This window comes from Actinomadura madurae, assembly GCF_900115095.1.
Lineage (GTDB): Bacteria > Actinomycetota > Actinomycetes > Streptosporangiales > Streptosporangiaceae > Spirillospora > Spirillospora madurae.
On sequence record NZ_FOVH01000006.1, the window covers coordinates 378800 to 399207 of the forward strand.

Annotated in this window: 19 protein-coding genes and 1 riboswitch; of the genes, 9 read left to right on the forward strand and 10 right to left on the reverse strand. The window is 74.0% G+C overall.

The window, feature by feature from the left end:
- Nucleotides 1-44 precede the first annotated feature (44 nt).
- The 5 genes from BM339_RS19965 to BM339_RS52310 form a co-directional block, all read right to left on the reverse strand.
- Nucleotides 45-782: a sugar isomerase domain-containing protein gene (locus BM339_RS19965; RefSeq protein ID WP_024936524.1), complete on the reverse strand. Its 738-nt coding sequence runs from the start codon at nucleotides 780-782 to the stop codon at nucleotides 45-47.
- Nucleotides 775-1212 carry a PTS sugar transporter subunit IIA gene (locus BM339_RS19970; RefSeq protein WP_021598665.1) on the reverse strand — a complete coding sequence of 146 codons (438 nt, stop codon included), beginning with the start codon at nucleotides 1210-1212 and terminating at the stop codon, nucleotides 775-777. Before BM339_RS19970 ends, BM339_RS19965 begins: the two co-directional genes overlap by 8 nt.
- Nucleotides 1209-1511: a PTS sugar transporter subunit IIB gene (locus BM339_RS19975; protein ID WP_075021806.1), complete on the reverse strand. Its 303-nt coding sequence runs from the start codon at nucleotides 1509-1511 to the stop codon at nucleotides 1209-1211. The genes BM339_RS19970 and BM339_RS19975 overlap by 4 nt, the downstream gene beginning before the upstream one ends.
- Before the next feature lie 46 nt (nucleotides 1512-1557).
- Nucleotides 1558-2994 carry a PTS ascorbate transporter subunit IIC gene (locus tag BM339_RS19980; protein WP_075021807.1) on the reverse strand — a complete coding sequence of 479 codons (1437 nt, stop codon included), beginning with the start codon at nucleotides 2992-2994 and terminating at the stop codon, nucleotides 1558-1560.
- Between the two features lie 101 nt (nucleotides 2995-3095).
- Nucleotides 3096-3800 (reverse strand): GntR family transcriptional regulator, encoded by a 705-nt coding sequence (locus BM339_RS52310; protein WP_021598660.1) that lies wholly within the window; start codon nucleotides 3798-3800, stop codon nucleotides 3096-3098.
- 226 nt (nucleotides 3801-4026) lie between these two features.
- Here BM339_RS52310 and BM339_RS19990 point away from each other — a divergent pair, with 226 nt between their 5' ends.
- Together BM339_RS19990 and BM339_RS19995 are read left to right on the forward strand one after the other, a co-directional pair.
- The gene (locus BM339_RS19990; RefSeq protein ID WP_075021808.1) at nucleotides 4027-5358 is read left to right on the forward strand and encodes a hypothetical protein; all 1332 of its coding nucleotides are present in this window, start codon (nucleotides 4027-4029) and stop codon (nucleotides 5356-5358) included.
- Nucleotides 5359-5427: 69 nt separating this feature from the next.
- A complete protein-coding gene (locus tag BM339_RS19995) occupies nucleotides 5428-6543 on the forward strand; it encodes a carbohydrate kinase family protein (protein WP_235206505.1) in 1116 nt (371 codons plus the stop codon).
- A gap of 20 nt (nucleotides 6544-6563) precedes the next feature.
- Here BM339_RS19995 and BM339_RS20000 read toward each other — a convergent pair whose 3' ends face one another.
- Nucleotides 6564-7508: an AraC family transcriptional regulator gene (locus BM339_RS20000; protein ID WP_021598657.1), complete on the reverse strand. Its 945-nt coding sequence runs from the start codon at nucleotides 7506-7508 to the stop codon at nucleotides 6564-6566.
- An 81-nt stretch (nucleotides 7509-7589) separates the two neighbouring features.
- On the opposite strand from BM339_RS20000, the gene BM339_RS20005 reads away from it, so the two are divergent.
- Together BM339_RS20005 and BM339_RS20010 are read left to right on the forward strand one after the other, a co-directional pair.
- A complete protein-coding gene (locus tag BM339_RS20005; RefSeq protein WP_021598656.1) occupies nucleotides 7590-8438 on the forward strand; it encodes an NAD(P)H-binding protein in 849 nt (282 codons plus the stop codon).
- A gap of 32 nt (nucleotides 8439-8470) precedes the next feature.
- Nucleotides 8471-8974: an anthrone oxygenase family protein gene (locus tag BM339_RS20010; protein WP_021598655.1), complete on the forward strand. Its 504-nt coding sequence runs from the start codon at nucleotides 8471-8473 to the stop codon at nucleotides 8972-8974.
- 55 nt (nucleotides 8975-9029) lie between these two features.
- On the opposite strand, the gene BM339_RS20015 is transcribed toward BM339_RS20010, so the two are convergent.
- Nucleotides 9030-10463 carry an alpha/beta hydrolase family protein gene (locus BM339_RS20015; RefSeq protein ID WP_218163698.1) on the reverse strand — a complete coding sequence of 478 codons (1434 nt, stop codon included), beginning with the start codon at nucleotides 10461-10463 and terminating at the stop codon, nucleotides 9030-9032.
- A gap of 80 nt (nucleotides 10464-10543) precedes the next feature.
- Between BM339_RS20015 and BM339_RS20020 the strand changes: the two genes are divergently transcribed.
- Both BM339_RS20020 and BM339_RS20025 read left to right on the forward strand, forming a co-directional pair.
- On the forward strand, nucleotides 10544-11110 hold the full coding sequence (locus BM339_RS20020; RefSeq protein WP_021600220.1) for a helix-turn-helix domain-containing protein: 567 nt from the start codon (nucleotides 10544-10546) through the stop codon (nucleotides 11108-11110).
- 34 nt (nucleotides 11111-11144) lie between these two features.
- Nucleotides 11145-12008 (forward strand): metallophosphoesterase family protein, encoded by an 864-nt coding sequence (locus BM339_RS20025; protein ID WP_021600221.1) that lies wholly within the window; start codon nucleotides 11145-11147, stop codon nucleotides 12006-12008.
- Here the strand turns inward: BM339_RS20025 and BM339_RS20030 are convergent.
- The 3 genes from BM339_RS20030 to BM339_RS20040 form a co-directional block, all read right to left on the reverse strand.
- Nucleotides 12005-12592, reverse strand: a complete 588-nt coding sequence (locus tag BM339_RS20030) for a TetR/AcrR family transcriptional regulator (RefSeq protein WP_024936016.1) — start codon at nucleotides 12590-12592, stop codon at nucleotides 12005-12007. The genes BM339_RS20025 and BM339_RS20030 overlap by 4 nt on opposite strands.
- Before the next feature lie 175 nt (nucleotides 12593-12767).
- Nucleotides 12768-14492 (reverse strand): phosphomethylpyrimidine synthase ThiC, encoded by a 1725-nt coding sequence (gene thiC / locus BM339_RS20035; RefSeq protein ID WP_075021809.1) that lies wholly within the window; start codon nucleotides 14490-14492, stop codon nucleotides 12768-12770.
- Nucleotides 14488-14601: riboswitch (TPP riboswitch) on the reverse strand. Its footprint overlaps the gene before it by 5 nt.
- 82 nt (nucleotides 14602-14683) lie before the next feature.
- Nucleotides 14684-15772, reverse strand: a complete 1089-nt coding sequence (locus BM339_RS20040) for a hypothetical protein (protein WP_075021810.1) — start codon at nucleotides 15770-15772, stop codon at nucleotides 14684-14686.
- Nucleotides 15773-15913: 141 nt separating this feature from the next.
- Between BM339_RS20040 and BM339_RS20045 the strand changes: the two genes are divergently transcribed.
- The 3 genes from BM339_RS20045 (at nucleotide 15914) to BM339_RS20055 (ending at nucleotide 20387) form a co-directional block, all read left to right on the forward strand.
- Nucleotides 15914-17074, forward strand: coding sequence for a sensor histidine kinase (locus BM339_RS20045; protein WP_218163699.1), 1161 nt, complete (start codon nucleotides 15914-15916; stop codon nucleotides 17072-17074).
- 104 nt (nucleotides 17075-17178) lie between these two features.
- Nucleotides 17179-17892, forward strand: coding sequence for a cardiolipin synthase ClsA (gene clsA, locus BM339_RS20050; RefSeq protein ID WP_021599815.1), 714 nt, complete (start codon nucleotides 17179-17181; stop codon nucleotides 17890-17892).
- Complete coding sequence (locus tag BM339_RS20055) at nucleotides 17889-20387, forward strand: mannose-1-phosphate guanyltransferase (RefSeq protein WP_021599816.1); 2499 nt, start codon at nucleotides 17889-17891, stop codon at nucleotides 20385-20387. Before clsA ends, BM339_RS20055 begins: the two co-directional genes overlap by 4 nt.
- The last annotated feature ends 21 nt before the right edge of the window (nucleotides 20388-20408 follow it).

Consider the following 20408-nt stretch of genomic DNA (forward strand, 5'->3'; position numbering starts at 1 on the left):
GGACCATAATGAGAAACGCCGTGGGGCCGGGCGGGGTTCCCCGGCTAGCCGTCCCCGGCCAGCTCGGGGACGCGGTGCCGGTAGCGCTCCAGCAGCGCGGCGTTCGCCTCGTCGCCGCCGGGGACGTTCGCGCTCGTCCAGCGCGGCAGGTCCACCCCGCGCGCCGCGGCGAGGTCGTCGAGCTCGGCCAGCACCCGCGACCACGCGTACGCGGCGAGGATGGTGGAGACCGCCGCCGTCCGCGGCGCCGCCGCCGGGTGCAGCACGTCGCCGGGCGGGACGCGCGTGTCCAGCACGATCGCCGCGTGGTCGGCGAGCGCCGTGCCCGCCCGCGCCTGCGCGCCGCGCGACGCAGGCGCCGACGTCACCGCGACGACCGGCACCCGCCGCGCCGCGCACTCCTGCGCGACCTCCACCGGGTACGGGTTGCGGCCGCTGGTGGAGAAGACGACCGCCACGTCGGGCGGGGCGGGCGCCGCCTTCTCGACCACCGCGCGCCCCACCCCGGCCCGCCGCTCCGCGCGGGTGCTGCGCACGGCGTGGTCGAGGGGGAACACGGCCGGGTCCCAGATCGGGCGGACGGCGGCCAGCCCGCCCGCCCGGTAGAACGTCTCGAACACCATCGCCAGGGAGTGCCCGGCCCCGGCGACGTGCACGATCCCGTCCGCCTCGACCGACCCCAGGATCAGGGCGGCGGCGTCACCGGCCGCCTTCCCCGCGGCGGCGTCGAGCTCGTCCAGCAGGTGCCGCACCCGGTCGGGGAACCGCGGCGGGTCAGTCATCGGGGAGGGCCTCCTTCAGGTCGCGGGCCAGGCCGTCCTCGCCGGACGCCGCGCGGAGCCGGTCGGCCAGGCCGCCGGACAGCGCGCGCGCCAGCGCGGACAGGGTGCCGACGTGCGCGTCCGCGTCGGGGGTGCAGAACGCGAGCAGCAGGTCGACCGGGTCGTTGTCAGGATGGCCGAACCCGACCGGCGCCGCCAGCCGGGTCACCCCGACGCCGACGGCGAGCCCGCCCTCCTCGGGGCGGGCGTGGACGAGCGCGAGCCCCTTGGCCAGCACGATGTACGGGCCGTTCTCCTCGACGACCCGCACGCACGCCTCCGGGTAGCCCTCGCCCGCCGCGCCCGCGGCGACCAGCGCGGAGGCCGCCTTCCGGACGGCCTCCCGCCAGTCCGCCGCGGTCACGGCGTCGGCCGCCGCGAGCACCGTCACGGCAGCCATCCCCGCTCGGTCAGGTGCTCCCTCAGCCGCGCCTCCAGCCCGTCCTTGTCGAGGAAGTCGCTGATCGTGATCACCACCGGGGCCAGGTCGGCGATCTCGCCGGTGTGCATGCCCTGGCCGATCACCACGTCGGGCGACATCCCGCGCGCCGTGGACACGTCGGTGTTCTCCACCCGTGCGTCCACGCCGAGCGAGCGCAGCGCGTCCTCGGCGGTCATCTTGAGCATGAGGCTGGAGCCCATGCCGACCCCGCAGACCGCGAGGACTTCCAGTTGCCGGTCCAGTGCCATGTCGGCTCTTCCTTCGTTGTCGTTCGGTCAGGCGGCGTCGGTTCGGTCAGGCCTTCGCGGGGGCCTGGTCCCCGTCCCCGGGCACCGCGTCCGACGCGGCGGCCCGGCGCTTCTCGGCGCGGCCGAGGAGCAGCAGGGTGGCGACCATCGCGGCCAGCGCGACGGCGGGCACGAGCCAGACCGAGTTCTCCCCGACGACGGGGTCGACGGCCTTCAGCAGCCACGCGATCGCGTACCAGTCGGGGTCGGCGAGGGTGGCCAGCTCGGGCGCGGTCCGCTCGTACAGGTCCCAGGTGACGGCCTGCCCGACCGCGAGGATCAGCCCGGTGATCACACCGCCGAGCACCGCGCCGCGCCAGCCGGCCACCACGTTGCCGAACAGCGCCGCCGCGCCGCCCACGAAGAACAGCATGATCATGGGCGGGGCCAGGGTGAACCAGCCCGCGGCGGCGAACACGCCGAGGCACGCCAGGAACACCGCCGTGGACGCCACGAAGCCGACCATGACGGCGGTCGGCGCGACGGGGAACACGGTCGGCGCGTCCAGCGCGGGACGGGTGCCGGGGATGACGCGGTCGCTGAAGCCCTTGAACGCCGGGACGATCTCGCCGAGGAACATCCGCACGCCGAACAGCAGGATCGCGATGCCGCCCGCGAACCGCAGGCCGACCAGCAGCGCCCACACCCACGGGGACAGTTTGTCGTCCATCTCCGCGGCGGCCTTGGTCACCACGCCGTCGTCGGCCAGCGCCACCCCGATCAGCATGATCACCGAGATGATCAGCGCGGTGCTGACGTTGACGTCCTTGAAGAACGACAGCTGCCGGGGCAGCCTCAGCTTCTCGGTGTCGTGCCGCTCCCGGCTGCCGAGCGGGCGGGCCGCGTACCCGGTGACCAGGCAGGCGAGCGAGCTGGTGTGCGCGAAGCCGAACCGGTCGTCCGGCATGACGCGGCGCATCAGCGGCCGCATCCACAGCGGCTGGACGGTCCAGTACGCGGCGACGAACCCGGCACCGCACAGCACCAGCGTGAGCTGGTCGGCGCCGGGCGCGATCGTCACCAGCGACGCGACCGTGACGGTGCTGATCCAGAACATCAGGTGCCCGGTCAGGTACAGGTACCTGGCCGCCGGGAAGAGCCGGACCACGAGCACGTGGAGCAGGAACGCGACCGTGATGACGAGCGCGACCGTCCCGCCCTGGTCGGTGAGGAAGTCCGCGAGGGTCTTGTCCGCCTTCGGCGGCGTAGTGCCCATCGCGCTGGCGAGGACGGTCTGGAAGCTCGTCAGCCCTCCGGTGAACACCTCCACGCCGATGAACAGGATGACCACGCCGATGGTGGCGCGCAGGGCTCCGGCGAAGACGTCCTCGAACCGCTTGCGCTGCAGGATCAGCCCGATCAGGGTGATCAGCCCGATGAGGATGGGCACCTGGCCGAAGACGTTGTCGGCCAGGAACGTGAGGATCTCCTTGATGAAGTCCATGGTGATGTCGCCTCACATCTCGGGGGATTGGTCCTGCGCTGTCGCCCCCGTCAGCGCGGATGGACGGTCGTGCGCCCGGGCGCGGTGCCCGGCGCGGGCGGTCAGTGGTTGGGGGGTCGCAGGTCCAGTTCCAGCCGGTACCGGTCGCCGCGGTAGACGGACCGGACGTACTCCAGGGGCCGCCCGCCCTCGTCCCTGGTGACCCGCTCGAACAGGAACGCCGGCGTGTGCACCGGGACGTCCAGCTCGGCGGCCTCCTCGGCGGTGGTGACGGTCGGCTCGATCGTCTCGGTGCCCGAGGCGATCACGACGCCGTGGCCGCGCAGCAGCTCGTAGAACGACCGCCCCTCCAGGTCGTGCCGGCGCAGGCCCGGGATCAGCGCCCGCGGCAGGTAGAGGGTCTCGATGGCCATGGTGGCGCCGTCCGCGAGCCGGAGCCGCCGAATGGTAAATACCTCTTCGGCCGGTGACAGGGCCAGCCGCCTGCCGATCCGCGCCCCCGCCGGCTCGGTGCGGAACGACAGCACCCGGCCGCCCGGCTTCATGCCGCGCCGGAGCATGTCCTCGGTGAACGAGGTCATGGTCAGCGACACCGCGATACGGGGCTCGGCCACGTAGGTGCCGCTCCCGTGCCGCCGGTCGAGCAGGCCGTCGGCGACGAGCCCGTCGATGGCCTGGCGCAGCGTCGGCCGGGACACCCCGAGCTCCTCCGCCAGCCGGCGCTCGGACGGCAGCGCGTCCCCGACGTCGAGCCCGTCCATCATCACGAGCAGTTCGCGGCGCACCGCCTGCCGTTTCGTGCTCATGGAGCGGGACTCGCCAGCGGATGGCACGCACGTCACCTCCTTCGGCGCTGTTCCTGTCGCCGCACACGGTATGTCCCATTGTGGCGACTGGTCAATACCACTTTTGGCGATGTTCGCCGTGGTCACGGCCGCCGGGCCCGCTCTACCGTCACGGAAGATCGTCCTGCGCGTCGATCGTGACCGTTCGAGGCCGCGCCCCGGGTGCGCGGCGAGGAAAGGCGGCGAGATGAGGAAGTTCGTGCGCGGTGCCGTGGCGCTGGCGCTGCCGGCGCTCATGCCGGCGGCGCTGGCCGCGGCCCCGGCGAGCGCGGAGCCGGCCCCGCCCGGTTCCCGCGACGGATGGCGGCTGGTGTCGGCCGAGCCGTTCGACCGGCGCCTGGACGACGCCGGATTCCCGTGGAAGCCGGACGGCGACGGCCCGTCCAGCCCCTACAACGTCGACATCTACGACAACGACGGCGCCTTCTTCGACACGGTGGGCGGCCCGGCGTTCCGCACGCAGCTCGCCACGATGAAGACCTACCGCAAGTCCTTCTCGTTCGGGAAGCACGGCTGGCTCACCGCCGAGCTGGCCGCCCGCGACACCGACGGGGACGGGAGGCCGGACGCGCCCCCGTCGCTGACGTCCCGCGACGGCGTCGCGCGGCTGGACGAGCCGGCCCACCAGGCCGGAGTCGTCATCCGCTCCACCCGCGACCTGCCCGCCGAGTACCGGGTGGAGATGACCCTGCGCGGCCTGGACTTCGGCGGCCAGCGAGGCGGGCTCTGGGACTATCCGGACGGCCGGATCAACGGCTACTCGCCCGAAGGCTGCAAGACCAACTTCCCGTGGGCGTCGGGCGGCGACTTCGCCAGGCCGGAGTGCGAGTGGGCCGACGTGCGCACCGACTCCAACGGCTTCTACTACATGTCGATCATGGACTACCGGCGGGTGGCGCCGCACAACAACGTCTTCATCCACGGCCACCGCAAGGTCGCGATGGACGGCTACAACCGCTACAAGTACACCGGCACCGGCCTGCTGTACTGCAACCCCGCCACCGGGCAGTACGAGCCGTACTCCGCCGGGACGGGCAACGGCGTCAACGCGATCTTCATGACCGACGACCGCCGGTACCCGACGATGCCGGGCACCGAGTACCTGATGGAGAGCGAGTGCGGGTTCAAGAAGGCCGGCGCGATCGTCTCGACCGTCGACCTCCGGCCCGAGCTGCTGCCCCGGGAGCCCTACACGTTCGCGGTCGAGCGGCGTGGCGGCGCCTACACGATGGAGATGTCCGGGGTCTTCGCGCACGTGGGCAAGGCGACCTTCCGGTACACGCGCTCGTTCGTCCAGGACGGCGAGCCGATCTGGCACTACAACCAGCGCCCGGACGAGTACGACGGCCGTTTCAACGCCGACTGGACCTGGACCGGACCGGGCGGCACCCTCGTCGACCGCGACACCTGGCCCGCCGGGTCCGCCTACCCGGACCGGTTCATGATCGGTGACCCGCACATGAACTTCTACGAGGGATCCGCGCAGGTGGACGACATTCGGCTGTACGTTCCGAGGTAGGTGTCGTTGTCGGTGGCGCGGGCTAGGGTCCGTGGGAACACGTGCCCGAGCCGCGCCATGGGGGGCCTCGTGACTCAGCAGACCGCGCCGGGCCGGGCGCCCGAGCCGTCCCTCGCCGATCCCTGCGCCGAGCGGGAGCCGGCGGGGGAGCGGCTGCGCGCCCCGGGAGAGCGCCCGGGGCTGGACGTGTTCCTGTCCGGCCAGGTCTTCATGGACATGATCTTCACCGGGCTGCCGGGGCTGCCGCCGCCGGGCACCGAGATCGTCACCGACGGGCTCGGCTCCGCGCCCGGCGGCGTCGCCAACATCGCGGTCGCGATGAGCCGGCTCGGCCTGCGGGTCGGGCTCGCGGCGCCGTTCGGCGACGACATGTTCGGCGCCTACCTGTGGCGCACGCTCGCCGAGCAGGAGGGCGTCGACCTCGGGCTGTCGCGCCGGGTGCGGGGCTGGTCGACGCCGGTCACGGTGTCGATGGCCTACGACTCCGACCGCAGCATGGTGACGTTCGCCCGGCCGGTCCCGTCCCCGCTGGACGACCTCGGCGCGCCGCCGCCGGCCGCGCGGGCCTGCTTCGTGGACGTCGACCGGCCGGTGCCGGCGTGGGCCGGCCGGATGCGCGAGCGCGGCGCGCTGGTCTTCGGCGACCTCGGCTGGGACCAGACCGGCGCCTGGCCGGCCGAGGTCCTCGACCGGCTCGCGCACGTGGACGCGTTCCTGCCGAACGCCGCCGAGGCGATGTCCTACACCCGCACCCGCACCCCGGCGGACGCGGCCGAGGCGCTCGCCGCGCGGGTGCCGGTCGTCGTGGTCAAATGCGGCGGCGACGGCGCGATCGCCATCGACTCCCGGTCGGGGGAGCGGGCCGAGACGAGCGCGCTGCCGGTCGAGGCCCTCGACCCGACCGGCGCGGGCGACGTGTTCGCCGCCGGGTTCGTGTTCGCCACCCTCGCCGGACTGCCGCTCGCCGAGCGGCTCCGGTTCGCCAACCTGTGCGCGGGCCTCTCGGTCCGGCACCGCAGCGGGTCGCTGGGCTCACCCTGCTGGGGCGAGATCGCCGCGTTCGGCGAGTCGGGGGAGGTGCCCGAGGCCGTCCTGGCCGAGTACGCGTTCGTCGTCCCGTTCATCCCGGACGCGGCCGACGACTCGCCCGTCCGCGCCGAGCCCACCCTCCGCCCGCAGCACTAGGCGTCCGGCGGCACGCGAAACTAGCCGACGGGGACCGCGCCGGTCCGGTACTCCTGCGGGCTCACGCCGTGTACCCGCTTGAAGGCGGTGCTCAGCGCGAACGCGTTGCCGTAGCCGACCTGGCGCGCCACGGCGTCCAGCGTGGCGTCGCTCTCCCGGAGCAGGTCGGCGGCCTGGGCGAGGCGGACGCCCGTCAGGTACGACATGGGCGGCTCCCCGATCTCCCGGGTGAACCGCTGCGCGAGCGCGGCGCGGGACACGCCGACCCTCGCCGCCAGGTCGGCGACCGTCCACGGGTGCGACAGGTCCTCGTGCAGCAGCCGCAGCGCGGGGCCGACGACGGCGTCGCCGTGGGCGCGGTACCAGCCGGGCGCCTCGGCGTCCGGCCGGGAGAACCAGGCGCGCAGCGTCGCGATGAGCAGCAGGTCGAGCAGCCGGTCGAGCACGACGTCCTGGCCGGGCTCGTCCTTGCCGATCTCCTCCTGCAGCACGCCGACGAGCGGCGACCGCCAGGTGTCGCCGCGGACGACCGCCATCGCCGGCAGCGCGGACAGCAGCCGCCGCGTGACGGCGCCGCGCATCTGGTAGGCGCCGATCAGCATCACCGTCGACCCGTCGGGGTCGTTGCCCCAGGCGCGGACGCCGAGGTCCATCGCCCCCGACAGGCTCGTCCCGTCGGGGGTCGTGCAGCGCTGCCCAGGGTGGATGACGATCTGCGGCTCGGTCTCGGGGTCGTCGCTGACGGTGTAGTGGTCGGGTCCCCGGAAGATGACCATGTCGCCGGGGACGACGCGCTGCGGCTCCCCGTCGTCCGGGAGCAGCCAGGCGTCGTCCCTGATCATCGAGAGCAGGCACAGCGGCGCCTCGTCCTGGATCCGGATCGACCAGGGCGGCGCCAGGGCGACGCGCAGCATGAACGCCCCCCGTGCGCGCGGACCGTCGAGGAGGTCGGCCAGAGCGTCCATGGCATCAGCGTAGACGCTCGCGTATGGAGGCGAGCTTCTCAACGATGGTCGTTGGCAACGGCCGGCTGTTGACTCAAGGGCATGACGAACACGACGGAGAACATCATCGAGAGCGGCCTCATCCTGGTCCTCGGCGGGACCGGGAAGACCGGCCGCCGCGTCGTCGAGCGGCTGGAGGCCCGGGACGTCCCGGTCCGGATGGGCTCGCGGTCGGCGTCGCCGGCCTTCGACTGGGAGGACGAGGGGACCTGGGCGCCCGTCCTGCGGGACGTCGAGAAGGTCTACCTGTCCTACTACCCGGACCTGGCCGCCCCCGGAGCGCCCGCGGCCGTCCGCGCGTTCACGGGCGCCGCGGTGGAGGCGGGCGTCCGGCACGTTGTCCTGCTGTCGGGACGCGGCGAGCCGGAGGCGCAGGAGTGCGAGCGCATCGTCCAGGAGTCCGGCCTCGCGTGGACGGTCGTGCGGTCGAGCTGGTTCGCGCAGAACTTCAGCGAGGACTACCTCCTCGACGCCGTCCTGGCCGGCGAGGTGGCCCTCCCGGCGGGCGACGTGCCCGAGCCGTTCATCGACGCGGGCGACATCGCGGACGTGGCCGCCGAGGCGCTCACCGGCGACGGGCACGCCGGCGAGGTCTACGAGGTGACGGGCCCGCGGGCGCTCACCTTCGCCGAGGCCGCCGCCGAGATCGGCCGCGCCTGCGGCCGGGAGATCGCCTACGTCCGGGTCGGCGCCGAGGACTACGCGGCGGCGCTCGCGGAGCAGGGCCTGCCCGAGGAGCTCATCGGGTTCCTGACCTACCTGTTCACGACCGTCCTGGACGGCCGCAACGCCCGGCCCGCCGACGGCGTCCGGCGCGCCCTCGGCCGCGAGCCGCGGGACTTCGCCGGCTACGCGCGGGAGACCGCCGCCAGCGGCATCTGGAACCCCTGACGCCACCCCCTCCCACGGATTGGAGACAGATCATGAGATCGGCTCTCGCGGGCGTCTCGGTGACGCTCTCCCTCATCATGGCGGCCGGCATGGCCGGGACGTTCTTCGGCTTCTCCACCGGCGTGATGCCGGGCCTGAACGCCGCGAAGCCCGCCTCGGCGATCGACGCGATGCAGGGCATCAACCAGAAGATCCAGAACCCGGTCTTCATCGCGATGTTCATGCTGGTGCCGGTCGTGGCGATCGCGGCGGGGGTGTTCCTGCTGACCTTGGACCAGAAGGCGGCGGCCCTGCTGTTCTTCGTCGCCGCGGGCGTGTACTTCGCGGGCGCGCTGGTCCCGACCTTCGCGGTGAACATCCCGATGAACAACGCCCTGGACGCCGTCACGATCCCCGCCGACACGGCCGAGGCGGCGAAGATCTGGTCGGACCACTCCGGGCGCTGGACGGCCTGGAACACGGCGCGCGCGGTGTTCAGCTGGGCGAGCCTCCTCGCCATGAGCCTGGGGGTGTACCTCTGGGGAAGGAACAACTGAGATCACGCAAGGCGGACGCGGCCCGTGCCCTGGCAAGGAGCACGGGCCGCGTCCGTCACGGCAGCAGCACCCCCCAGTGCAGGCCCCACGGGACGAGCACCGCGCCTGCGGCGATCAGGAGGCCGAGCCGGACCCGCTCGCCCGGCGGGACCGCCGCCGCCCGCCGCCACGCCACCGCGCTGCCGGCCGCCGCCACGACCGCGGCCACGGCGAGCGCCTGCAGGATCAGCCACGGCAGGGGCCGGCCGCCGAGGACGGGCCCCGGATCGGGCGCGGAGCCGGCCACCAGGTAGAACAGGTAGACGACCGGGCCGAACGCGGCGGCGAGACCGGCGGCGGCCAGCACGCGCGGCCAGCGGCTCACCGGCCGCACCCTCCGCCCGCGCACCCTCCGCACCAGCGCCACCAGCGGGTACGCGGTGAACGCCACGAGGAACAGCACCGCCGCGGCGAGCTGCGCCCACCGCGACTCCCACCACCTCAGCGGCGGCAGATCGACGCTCGCGTGCTCCTGCCGGGGCGGCGTGGCCGCGTCGGCCTCCGGCGCCTTCCCGCCGGTCACGTCCCGCACCCAGGTCGCGACGAGGTCGGCGTAGCCGGGGGCCAGTTCGGCGCCGCGGGTGATCCCGCGGTCCGGCGTCCTGTGCGCGCCGTGGTCGGCGTCGGGGAAGAACCGGAACGTGTAGCGGGTGTTCCCGCCCTGCCGCAGCGCCCGCGCGAACAGCGGCGGGTTCTCCTCGGGCGGGGTCTGCAGGTCGTACTCGCCCCAGATGCCGAGCAGCGGCTGCCGCACGCGCCGCAGGACGCCCTCGGCGTCGAAGTGGGCCTCGGCGAACAGGCCGACGTCGCCGGCGAGGCGCGCGAGGGCGGGCTTGCCGCGGTCCGTCAGCGAGCCGGAGACGCCTTCCCGGCGCAGCGCGGAGGTCTCGTTCCAGTTCTGCTGGCGGATCGGCGTCATGGCGTTGCCGCCCACCACGATCACGAAGGCCGCCTCGGCCGAGCGGGACGCGGCCAGCGGCGCGACCCAGCCGCCCTCGCTGAGCCCCCACAGGCCCACCTTCGCGGGGTCGACGCCGGGCTGCGCGCGCAGCGCCCGCAGCCCTCCGAGCGCGTCGCCGGCGAGCTCGGAGTAGTCGCGGCGGAGCTTGGTGTACCCCTCCGACCTCTTGTCGTAGATCAGCACGGCGAGTCCCCGCCGCGCGAACTCGACGGCCTCGGTGCGCAGGTGCTCGCGCGGCACGCCGGCGCCGGACCCGGTGACGAGGACGACGCCGGGCAGGGGCGGGCCCTTCGCGGCCGGTGCCAGGACCGAGCCGTGCAGGGTCAGCCCGCCGGACCCGGTGAAGCTCACCTCGGTCGAGGTCAGGCCGGGCGGTGCCGGGACAGGGCCGGCCCCCGGCGGCCCGGCCTCCGGCGGCGCGGCCCCGGCGGGCGCCGCGCTCAGGGCGCCGAGCAGGAGTGCCACGAGGAGGGTCATCGCTGTCTTCATGCCGGTGACCCTAGAACTACAGAGAAAACTCTGCAAAGAGTTCTCTGCAAATATCCGTCTGCGGTACTAGGCTTCTCCCCATGAAGGACGACGAGGAGCCCGTCATCCTGGACGACCCGGGGCGGATGAAGGCGCTGAGCCATCCGCTGCGGCGCCGGATCCTGCACCGGCTGCGGGTCCACGGCCCCGCGACGTCCACGACGATCGGCGAGGCGCTGGGCGCCAACACCGGCACGACCAGCTACCACCTGCGGCAGCTGGAGAAGCACGGGTTCATCGAGGAGATCCCGGAGCGGTCCGCCGGCCGGGAGCGCTGGTGGCGCCGGGCCGAGGGCCCGCGGGACGTCCGGATGCCCGACCCCGCCTCGCTGCCGCCCGAGGACCGCCCCGTCCTGGACGAGCTGCTCAGGGCCGGCCACGCCGAGGACATGGAGATGCTGCGCGGGCTGCCCGGCGCCTACGAGCGGGAACGCTCCTGGGCGCTGCTGTCGCGCGGCTTCGCCCACATGACGGAGGAGGGGCTGGCGGAGTTCTTCGAGGCCTACGTGCGGCTGCTGCACGAGCACGCCCACGGCCGCGAGGACGCCCCGCCGGGGGCCCGCCCCGTCCACATCCGCCTGTTCACCCTGCCCGCCGACGGCGGCTGAACGGCGGGAAGGGCGCGGGGAATACGATCTCTGGATGGGCGGCGTCTATGCGATCAGCGATCTGCACGTCGGATTCTCCGAGAACCGCGCGTTCGTCGAGGAGATGCGGCCCGGGTCCGAGGACGACTGGCTGATCGTGGCCGGCGACGTCGCCGAGCGCTTCGCCGAGATCGAGTGGGCGCTCCGCGCGCTCCGCGACCGCTACGCGACGGTGCTGTGGGCGCCCGGCAACCACGAGCTGTGGACCATCAAGGACGACCCGGTCCAGCTGCGCGGCGAGGCCCGCTACCGCGGGCTCGTCGACCTGTGCCGCGACCTCGGGGTGCTGACCCCCGAGGACCCGTACCCCGTCTGGGACGGCGAGGGCGGCCCGGTGACGATCGCGCCGCTGTTCGTCCTCTACGACTACACCTTCCGGCCGGAGGGGACGTCCACCAAGGAAGAGGCGCTCAAGGTCGCCCACGAGTCGGGGGTCGTGTGCACCGACGAGGTCTACCTGCACCCCGATCCGCACCCCACGCGGGACGCCTGGTGCGACGCCCGGATCGCCTACACCGAGCGGCGCCTGGCCGAACTGGAGCCGGGGACGCGGACCGTGCTCGTCAACCACTGGCCGCTCGTCCGCGAGCCCACCCGCGTCCTGTGGTACCCCGAGTTCGCCCAGTGGTGCGGCACCGAGCGCACCGCGGACTGGCACGCGAGGTTCGGCGCGGTGTCCGTCGTGTACGGGCACCTGCACATCCCGCGGACGATCTGGACCGGAGCCGTCCCGCACATCGAGGTATCGGTCGGCTACCCGCGCGAATGGCGCCAATGGGCCGAGGCGCCCCGCGGCCCGCGGCGCATCCTGCCCGACCCGGAGACCGGCCGCCCGTACCCGGACTTCCCGAGCCTCTAGCGCCCCTTGCCCGGCGCCACCCCCGTGGCCGCCAGCGACAGCAGCCGCCCGGCGGCCTCCGGCTCGCGCTCGGTGACCGCCGCGATCGCGCCCGCGAGCCTCAGCACGTCGGTGAAGGGGACGCCGGCGGGCGCGTCGCCGGCCCGCTGCGCGCGGGCGAACAGCGCCCCGCCCGCCTCGTGCATCGCCCGGCGGGACGGCGACGGCTCCGGGCCCTCGCCGCGCAGCGCCACCATCGCCGACGCCGCCATCCCCGGGAACGCGGTGACCTCCGCGATGAACGTCCGCAGCCAGGTCATCAGCGCCTCGCCGGGCGCGGGAGAGGCCATGAGGCCGCGCGCCTCCGCGGCGAGCCGGTCGTAGACGTCGGCGAGCACCGCCTCCAGCAGGTCCTGCCGGGTCGGGAAGTGCCGGTAGAGCGTGCCGATGCCGACGCCGGCGAGCCGGGCGACGCCCTCCAGGGACGCGCCGGCCCCGTCGCGCTGGAACGCCTCGCGCGCCGCGGCGAGTAGCCGGGCGCGGTTGCGGCGCACGTCCGCCCGTACCGGCCGGGCGCGGGCCTTCGGCGTGTCGTCGCTGGTCACCTGGGTCGTCGGTCCTTCCCGGCGGGTAGGGCGGGCCTGCGGCGAGTCGAGGGGATCCGCGGCTTTGGAACGGTCCCTCGATCCTAGCCGCGGCCGTCCCGCGACCTCCCGCCGGGGAGGTGCCGGGGCGCGCGGGGGCCGCGGCGCGCGGCGCCGCGGCCCCCGCGGCGGACGGTCAGGAGCCGCCGGGGGAGATCGGCAGGTAGACGCGCCCGCCGCCGGCCCTGAACTCCTCGGCCTTCTCCCGCATCCCGGCGGTGAGGGCCTCGTCCTCGGCCAGGCCCCGCTCGCCCGCGTACCGCCGGACGTCCCGCGTGATCTTCATCGAGCAGAAGTGCGGGCCGCACATCGAGCAGAAGTGCGCGGTCTTCGCGGGCGCCGCCGGGAGCGTCGCGTCATGGAACGCGCGGGCGGTGTCCGGGTCGAGGGACAGGTTGAACTGGTCCTCCCACCGGAAGTCGAATCTGGCGTCCGACAGCGCGTCGTCCCAGGCCTGCGCGCCCGGATGGCCCTTGGCGAGGTCCGCGGCGTGCGCGGCGATCTTGTAGGCGATCACGCCGGCCTTGACGTCGTCGCGGTCCGGGAGCCCGAGGTGCTCCTTCGGCGTGACGTAGCAGAGCATCGCGGTGCCGTGCCAGCCGATCATCGCGGCGCCGATCGCCGAGGTGATGTGGTCGTAGCCGGGGGCGATGTCGGTGGTCAGCGGCCCGAGCGTGTAGAACGGCGCCCCGTCGCACCACTCCTGCTGCAGGTCGACGTTCTCCTTGATCTTGTGCATCGGGACGTGCCCCGGGCCCTCGTTCATCACCTGGTTGCCGTACTCGGCCGCGATCCTCGTCAGCCCGCCCTGGGTGCGCAGCTCGGCGAACTGCGCCTCGTCGTTGGCGTCGGCGATCGAGCCGGGGCGCAGGCCGTCCCCGAGCGACCAGGTGATGTCGTACGCGGCGAAGATCTCGCACAGCTCGCGGAAGTGCGTGTAGAGGAAGTTCTCCTCGTGGTGCGCCAGGCACCAGGCCGCCATGATCGACCCGCCCCGCGACACGATCCCCGTCTTGCGCCGCGCCGTCAGCGGCACGTACGGGAGCAGCACCCCGGCGTGGACGGTCATGTAGTCCACGCCCTGCTCGGCCTGCTCGATCACCGTGTCGCGGAAGACGTCGTAGGTCAGCTCGGCCGGGTCGCCGCCGACCTTCTCCACCGCCTGGTACAGCGGGACGGTCCCGACCGGCACCGGCGAGTTCCGCAGGATCCACTCGCGGGTGGTGTGGATGTCCTTCCCGGTGGACAGGTCCATGATCGTGTCGGCGCCCCAGCGGGTCGCCCACGTCATCTTCTCGACCTCGTCCTCGATCGAGGACGCGACCGCCGAGTTGCCGATGTTCGCGTTCACCTTCACCAGGAAGTTCCGCCCGATGACCATCGGCTCGATCTCGGGGTGGTTGACGTTGGCCGGCAGCACGGCCCGCCCGGCGGCCAGCTCGTCCCGGACGAACTCCGGCGGCACGCCCTCGCGCAGCGCCGCGAACTCCATCTCCGGCGTGATCTCGCCGCGCCGCGCGTACGCGCGCTGGGTCACCGCGCCGCCGGTCGCGCGGCGCGGCCGGCGCGGCAGGAACCCCTCCCGGACGGGCGCCGACCGGCGCCCGTCGTCCTCGGGACGCGCCGCGCGCCCCTCGTAGGCGGCGGTGTCGCCGCGCTCGGTGATCCACGCCTCCCGCAGCGGCGGCAGGCCCCGGCGGACGTCGGTGTCCTGGCCGGGATCGGTGTACGGCCCGGACGTGTCGTACAGGACGACGGCGTCGCCGCTGGTCAGCGGCACCTCCCGCATCGGCACGCGGATGTCCGGGCGCGAGCCCTGGAGGTACGTCTTGCGGGCAGCTGGAACCACAGGTTCGGTCATGACGACTCGATCTCTCCCTACGCCGGCATTACCCGGTCAGGTTCATGCGGTCAGCGGCCGTCCCAGCCGCTATCTCAGCCCGGTTCGCCGGGCCCCCGCGATCTGTCGTCCACGACGCTAACCCGACGGCCCCCGCTTGCCGCAACCACCGTCCGTGAGGTAGGGGGCCGCGGTCGGGGGGCCGCCGCGGGTCAGAGCTGGCGGGCCATCCGCACCATCATGGGGAGCGCCAGCACGAGGGTCCGGAGCGGGTCCGGGGCGGACGGCGAGCGCTCGAGGTACATGCGGCTGTCGTCGGCGGTGGATCTGGTCCGCAGCGTGGCCGACCTGCGCCCGTCGACGCCGGTCACGGCGTAGCCGTCGCCGGACGGCCGGGTGCTGCCGAGGAGCATGCCGTCGGTGGTGTGGAAGGACGGCTCCTGCCCGCCGCGCAGGATCCCGAGGAGGCGGCCGTCCGCGTCGAGGACGCGCATGGCGCCGCGGCCCAGCAGCCGGGACCGCCGCCTGAACACGAGGAGCGTGCGGGCGTGGGGGTCGCGCAGCACGATCGTCCGGCGCCCTGCGGCGGGGTTCATCGGGAACATGCCCGACCTTCCCCCCGGCCGCTTGGCGAGCCTCCCGCAGGCGACGGCGAGGAGGGCCCCGCCGCGCTCGTCGCGGTACCGCCCCCTGCCGTCCACCAGGACGCGGCGGGCCGAGGACAGCGCGTCCGCGCCTGGCGCCGGCACCTCCTCGCCCTCGTCGTCGACGACGCGCCAGGCGACGCCGAGGGTGCCGGTGGTCGCCTCCCGCACGGCCTCCAGCCATCCGGAAGGGAGCGACCCGTTCCGCAGCAGCGTGACCGTGCGGCCGTCGGTCCCGGCGACGGCCGCCACGTCGGGGGCCGCCTCGGACTCCAGCCAGAGCGTCCAGACCGGGTCGGTGACCGGCCACGTGATCCCGACCGCTCGCAGGGCGCTCACGGGCACGGCGGCCTCCCGTCGCCCGCGGCGGAGGGTCACGCCCTTCTCGCCGATGGTCACGATGAGGCGGGTGCGATGGATCCGGACGGCCCAGAGCACGGCGGCGAGGGCGACGAGCGCGGCGCCGCCGCCGTAGGCGGTGATGACCTGGCGGGCCTTCTCCGGGTCCCAGGCCTCGGCGTTGGAGCGGGTGGACAGCGAGACGGCGAGCCCGGCCGCGAGCGCGGCCAGGAAGATCCGGAACGGCCATCGGTACGCTCGGCGGCCGAGCGTCATGCGGAGGTCGGGCGGGGGGACGGCGGGCGGGGGGACGGACAACTGTCAGCCCTTCGTGACGGGGTGTTGCAGAACTATAGGGCGGGGTGGCGGAACGGGGCGGAGCGCACGAAGAGAGAGATCATTTCCTCCAGGAGCACAGGGTGATGCACGGGGGGCCGGGGGCTCCTGGAGAATGGGCGCGTGGTGACGGTGCCCCGGTCCGGTGTGACGGCGAAGGACGCTCTGCTCGCGACGCTCCTGGCGGGGGTCGCGGCCGCGGTCGCGGTGCTGTGGCCGGGCGTCCGAGGCCTCGACGCGCCCGGGGCGCTGCTGCTGGCCGCGGCGCACCTCCCGCTCGCGGTGATCAGGCGGTGGCCGGCGCCCGGCCTGGTCGCGCTCGTGGCCCTGGCGCTGCCGTACCACCTCGCGCAGTACCAGCACCACGCGCTGGTCCCCGCCGAGGTGATCGCGCTGTTCGCCTACGCCGTGCTCGGGCGCCGGGTGCGGGTCGTCCTCAGCGTCGCCGCGGTCCTGCTCGCGGTGTGCGTGGCCGCCATGGCGATGCGGGCGGGCGGCGGCTCGCTGCACGAGCAGATCGCCGTCATCGAGGCCGTGGTGTCCGTCGTGATCGCCGTCCAGGTGTGGCGGGTGCACCGGGCGCGGCTCGCGACCATCACCGAGCGGGCCGAGCGCGCGGAGCGGACGCGCGAGGAGGAGGCGCGGCGCCGGGTCGCCGAGGAGCGGCTGCGGATCGCCCGCGACCTGCACGACCTCCTGGCGCACAGCATCACCCTGATCGGCGTCCGGGCCGGTGCCGCGGCCCATCTGGTGCGCGCGGACCGGCCGCTCGACCGGCAGGAGCTGGCCGACGCGCTCGCCTCGATCGCCGACACCTGCCGGGACGCCCGGACGGAGCTGCGCGGCACCCTCCAGGTCCTGCGGGGCACCGACGTGCGGGCGCCGGGGACGCTGCCCGGAGCGGACGGCATCGCCGGGCTGGCGCGGGACGCCCGCGCCGGCGGGCTCGAGGTCGACCTCCGGGAGGGGGACGTGGGGACGCTGCCGCCGGAGATCGGCGTCGCGGCGTACCGGATCGTCCAGGAGGCCCTGACCAACGTTGTCAAGCACGCCGCCGCGACCCGCGTGGAGGTGAGCCTGGCCCGGGACGGCGGGGGCCTCGTCGTGCGGGTCGCCGACGACGGGAGGGGCCCGTCCGGCGACACGCCCGGGGGTTTCGGGATCCTCGGGATGATCGAGCGGGCGCGCAGCGTCGGGGGGACGCTGGACGCCGGTCCGGGCCCGGAGGGCGGATTCGCCGTCACCGCCGTGCTCCCGCTCGCCGGCGCCGCCGCGCCCCAGTGACGGGGCGGAGCCTCCGCCGGCGCCGCGAGCGGCCGCCCCGAGGGCTTTCCAACCCTTACCGGTAGGGTCAGGATCAAGGGGGACCAGGGGAGGCGAACGCGTCGGTGAGCACACTGCAGGAGGCCCCGCAGGACCGGATCTTCACGGTGCCCAACATCCTGAGCCTGGCCCGGCTCGTGGGCGTTCCGTTCTTCCTGTGGCTCGTCCTCGTGGAGGCGGACTGGTGGGCGCTCGGCCTGCTGGTGTTCGCGGGCCTGTCGGACTGGCTGGACGGGAAGCTGGCCCGCGCGCTCGACCAGACCAGCAGGCTCGGCACGGTGCTCGACCCGGCCGCCGACCGGCTCTACATCCTGGCGACGCTCGTCGGGCTCACCATCCGCGACATCATCCCGGTGTGGCTGGTGGCCGTGCTGGTCGCCCGCGAGGTGGCGATCCTGCCGATCGCGCCGATCGTGCGGCGGCTCGGGTACGGCGGCACGCTGCCCGTCCACTTCATCGGCAAGGCCGCGACGATGTGCCTGCTGTACGCGTTCCCGCTGCTGCTGCTCGGCGACCACGACGGCGGCGCGGCGACCACGGCGAAGATCGTCGGATGGGCCTTCGCCATCTGGGGGACGGGGCTGTACTGGTGGGCGGCCGTCCTGTACTGGGCGCAGACGCGGCAACTGGTGCTGGCCGGCCGCGGCGCGCCGCCGGCCTCCGGGACGGACGCCGTTCACGGTTCCGGCGCCCGGCCCGGCCGGGGCGAGCCGGAGCCGCCCGATCCGGGCGCGGAACCGCCGGCCGGCGACCAGAAGGGAGCTGAGACCCCCCGATGAAGGCCGTCGTGATGGCGGGAGGCGAGGGGACGCGGCTGCGTCCGATGACCGCCAACCAGCCCAAGCCGCTCCTTCCGCTCGTCAACCGGCCGATCATGGAGCACGTGCTGCGGCTGCTGAAGAGGCACGGGTTCAGCGAGACCGTCGTCACCGTCCAGTTCCTGGCCGCGCTGATCCGCAACTACTTCGGCGACGGCGAGGAGCTCGGCATGTCGCTGAGCTACGCGACCGAGGAGGTTCCCCTCGGCACCGCGGGCAGCGTCAAGAACGCCGAGGAGGCGCTGCGCGACGACCGGTTCCTCGTCATCTCGGGCGACGCCCTCACCGACATCGACCTGACCGACATGGTGCGGTTCCACGAGGAGAACGGCGCGCTCGTCACCATCGGCCTGAAGCGGGTCCCGAACCCCCTGGAGTTCGGGATCATCATCGTGGACGACGCGGGCCGCGTGCAGCGGTTCCTGGAGAAGCCCACCTGGGGCCAGGTGTTCTCCGACACCGTCAACACCGGCATCTACGTCATGGAGCCCGAGGTCCTGGAGCACGTCGCCGAGGGCGAGCCGGTCGACTGGTCCGGGGACGTGTTCCCCAAGCTGCTCGCCGAGGGCGCCCGCCTGTTCGGGTACGTGGCCGACTGCTACTGGGAGGACGTCGGCACCCACGAGAGCTACCTCAAGGCCCAGGCCGACATGCTGTCCGGCCAGGTCGGCATCGACCTCGGCGGGTTCGAGGTGTCGCCGGGCGTGTGGGTCGCCGAGGGCGCGGAGGTGGACGCCGAGGCCGTGCTGAAGGGCCCGCTCTACATCGGCGACTACGCCAAGGTCGAGGCGGGCGTCGAGCTGCGCGAGTTCACCGTCCTCGGCAGCAACGTCGTCGTGAAGGAGGGCGCGTTCCTGCACCGGGCCGTCGTGCACGACAACGTGTTCGTCGCGCCGTCCACGAACCTGCGCGGCTGCGTCGTCGGCAAGAACACCGACATCATGGCGGGCGCCCGCGTGGAGGAGGGCGCGGTCATCGGGGACGAGTGCGTCATCGAGGCCGAGGCGTACGTCTCCAGCGGCGTGAAGGTCTACCCGTTCAAGACCATCGAGGCCGGCGCGGTCGTCAACACCAGCGTGATCTGGGAGTCGCGCGGGCAGCGCAACCTCTTCGGGCCGCGCGGCGTGTCCGGGCTCGTCAACGTGGAGATCACCCCGGAGCTGGCGGTCCGGCTCGCCAGCGCCTACGCGACGACGCTGAAGAAGGGCAGCACGGTCGTCACGGGACGGGACGTCTCCCGCGCCGCCCGCACCCTCAAGCGCGCGGTGAACAGCGCGCTGACGGCCAGCGCGATCAACGTCCACGACCTGGAGGCGACGCCGCTGACCGTCGCCCGGTTCGAGACCGGCCGCGAGGACGCCGTCGGCGGCATCTACCTCCGCACCACCCTCGGCGACCCGCAGGGCGTCGACATCCTGTTCCTCGACGCCGGCGGCGCCGACCTGTCCCAGGGCGCGCAGCGCAAGCTGGAGCGGGTCTTCGGCCGGCAGGAGTACCGCCGCGCGTTCCCGGGCGAGATCGCCGAGCTGGCCTACCCGCCGCGGGTCGTGGAGACCTACACCCGCGACCTGCTGCGCCGCGTCGACATCCGCGGGGTCCGCGAGGCCGGGCTGAAGATCGTCCTGGACTGCGCGGGCGGCGTCGCGTCGCTCGTCCTGCCGAACCTGCTCGGCAAGGTCGGCGTGGAGGTCCTCACCCGCAACGCCGGGCTGGACGAGGCCAACCCGACCGAGACGCTCGCCGAGCGGATGCGCGACCTGGAGCGGCTCGGCGAGCTGGTGTCGTCGTCGCGGGCCGCGTTCGGCGTCCGGTTCGACCCGGTGGGGGAGCGGATCTCCCTGGTGGACGAGAACGGCGAGCTGGTCGGCGACGACCGGGCGCTGCTGGTGATGCTGGACCTGGTGGCGGCGGAGCGCCGCGGCGGCCGGGTGGCGCTGCCGGTGACGACGACCAGGGTCGCCGAGCAGGTGTGCCGGTTCCACGGCGTGCAGGTCGAGTGGACGTCCACGTCCCAGGACGTCCTCACCAAGGCCGCCGCGCAGCCCAGCGTGGTCTTCGCCGGCGACGGGCGCGGCGGGTTCCTGATGCCGGAGTTCAGCGGCACCGTCGACGGGATCGCGGCGTTCGTCCGGCTCGTCGGCCTGGTCGCGCGGACCCGGCTGACGCTCTCCCAGATCGACCGGCGGATCCCCGACGCGCACCTGCTGCGGCGCTCGGTCCCGACGCCCTGGGCGGCCAAGGGCGGCGTGATGCGGCACGTCGTGGAGGCCGCCGCGGACCGCGCGATCGACACCACCGACGGGGTCCGCGTGGTCGAGGACGACGGCCGCTGGGTCCTCGTGCTGCCCGACCCCGCCGAGGCCGTCACCCACCTGTGGGCGGAGGGGCCGGACGCGGACGCCGCCCAGGCGCTGCTGGAGGAGTGGGCGGTCGTGGTGGAGCGCGCCGGTTCGTGACCCGGCTCCCGGCACCGGGGC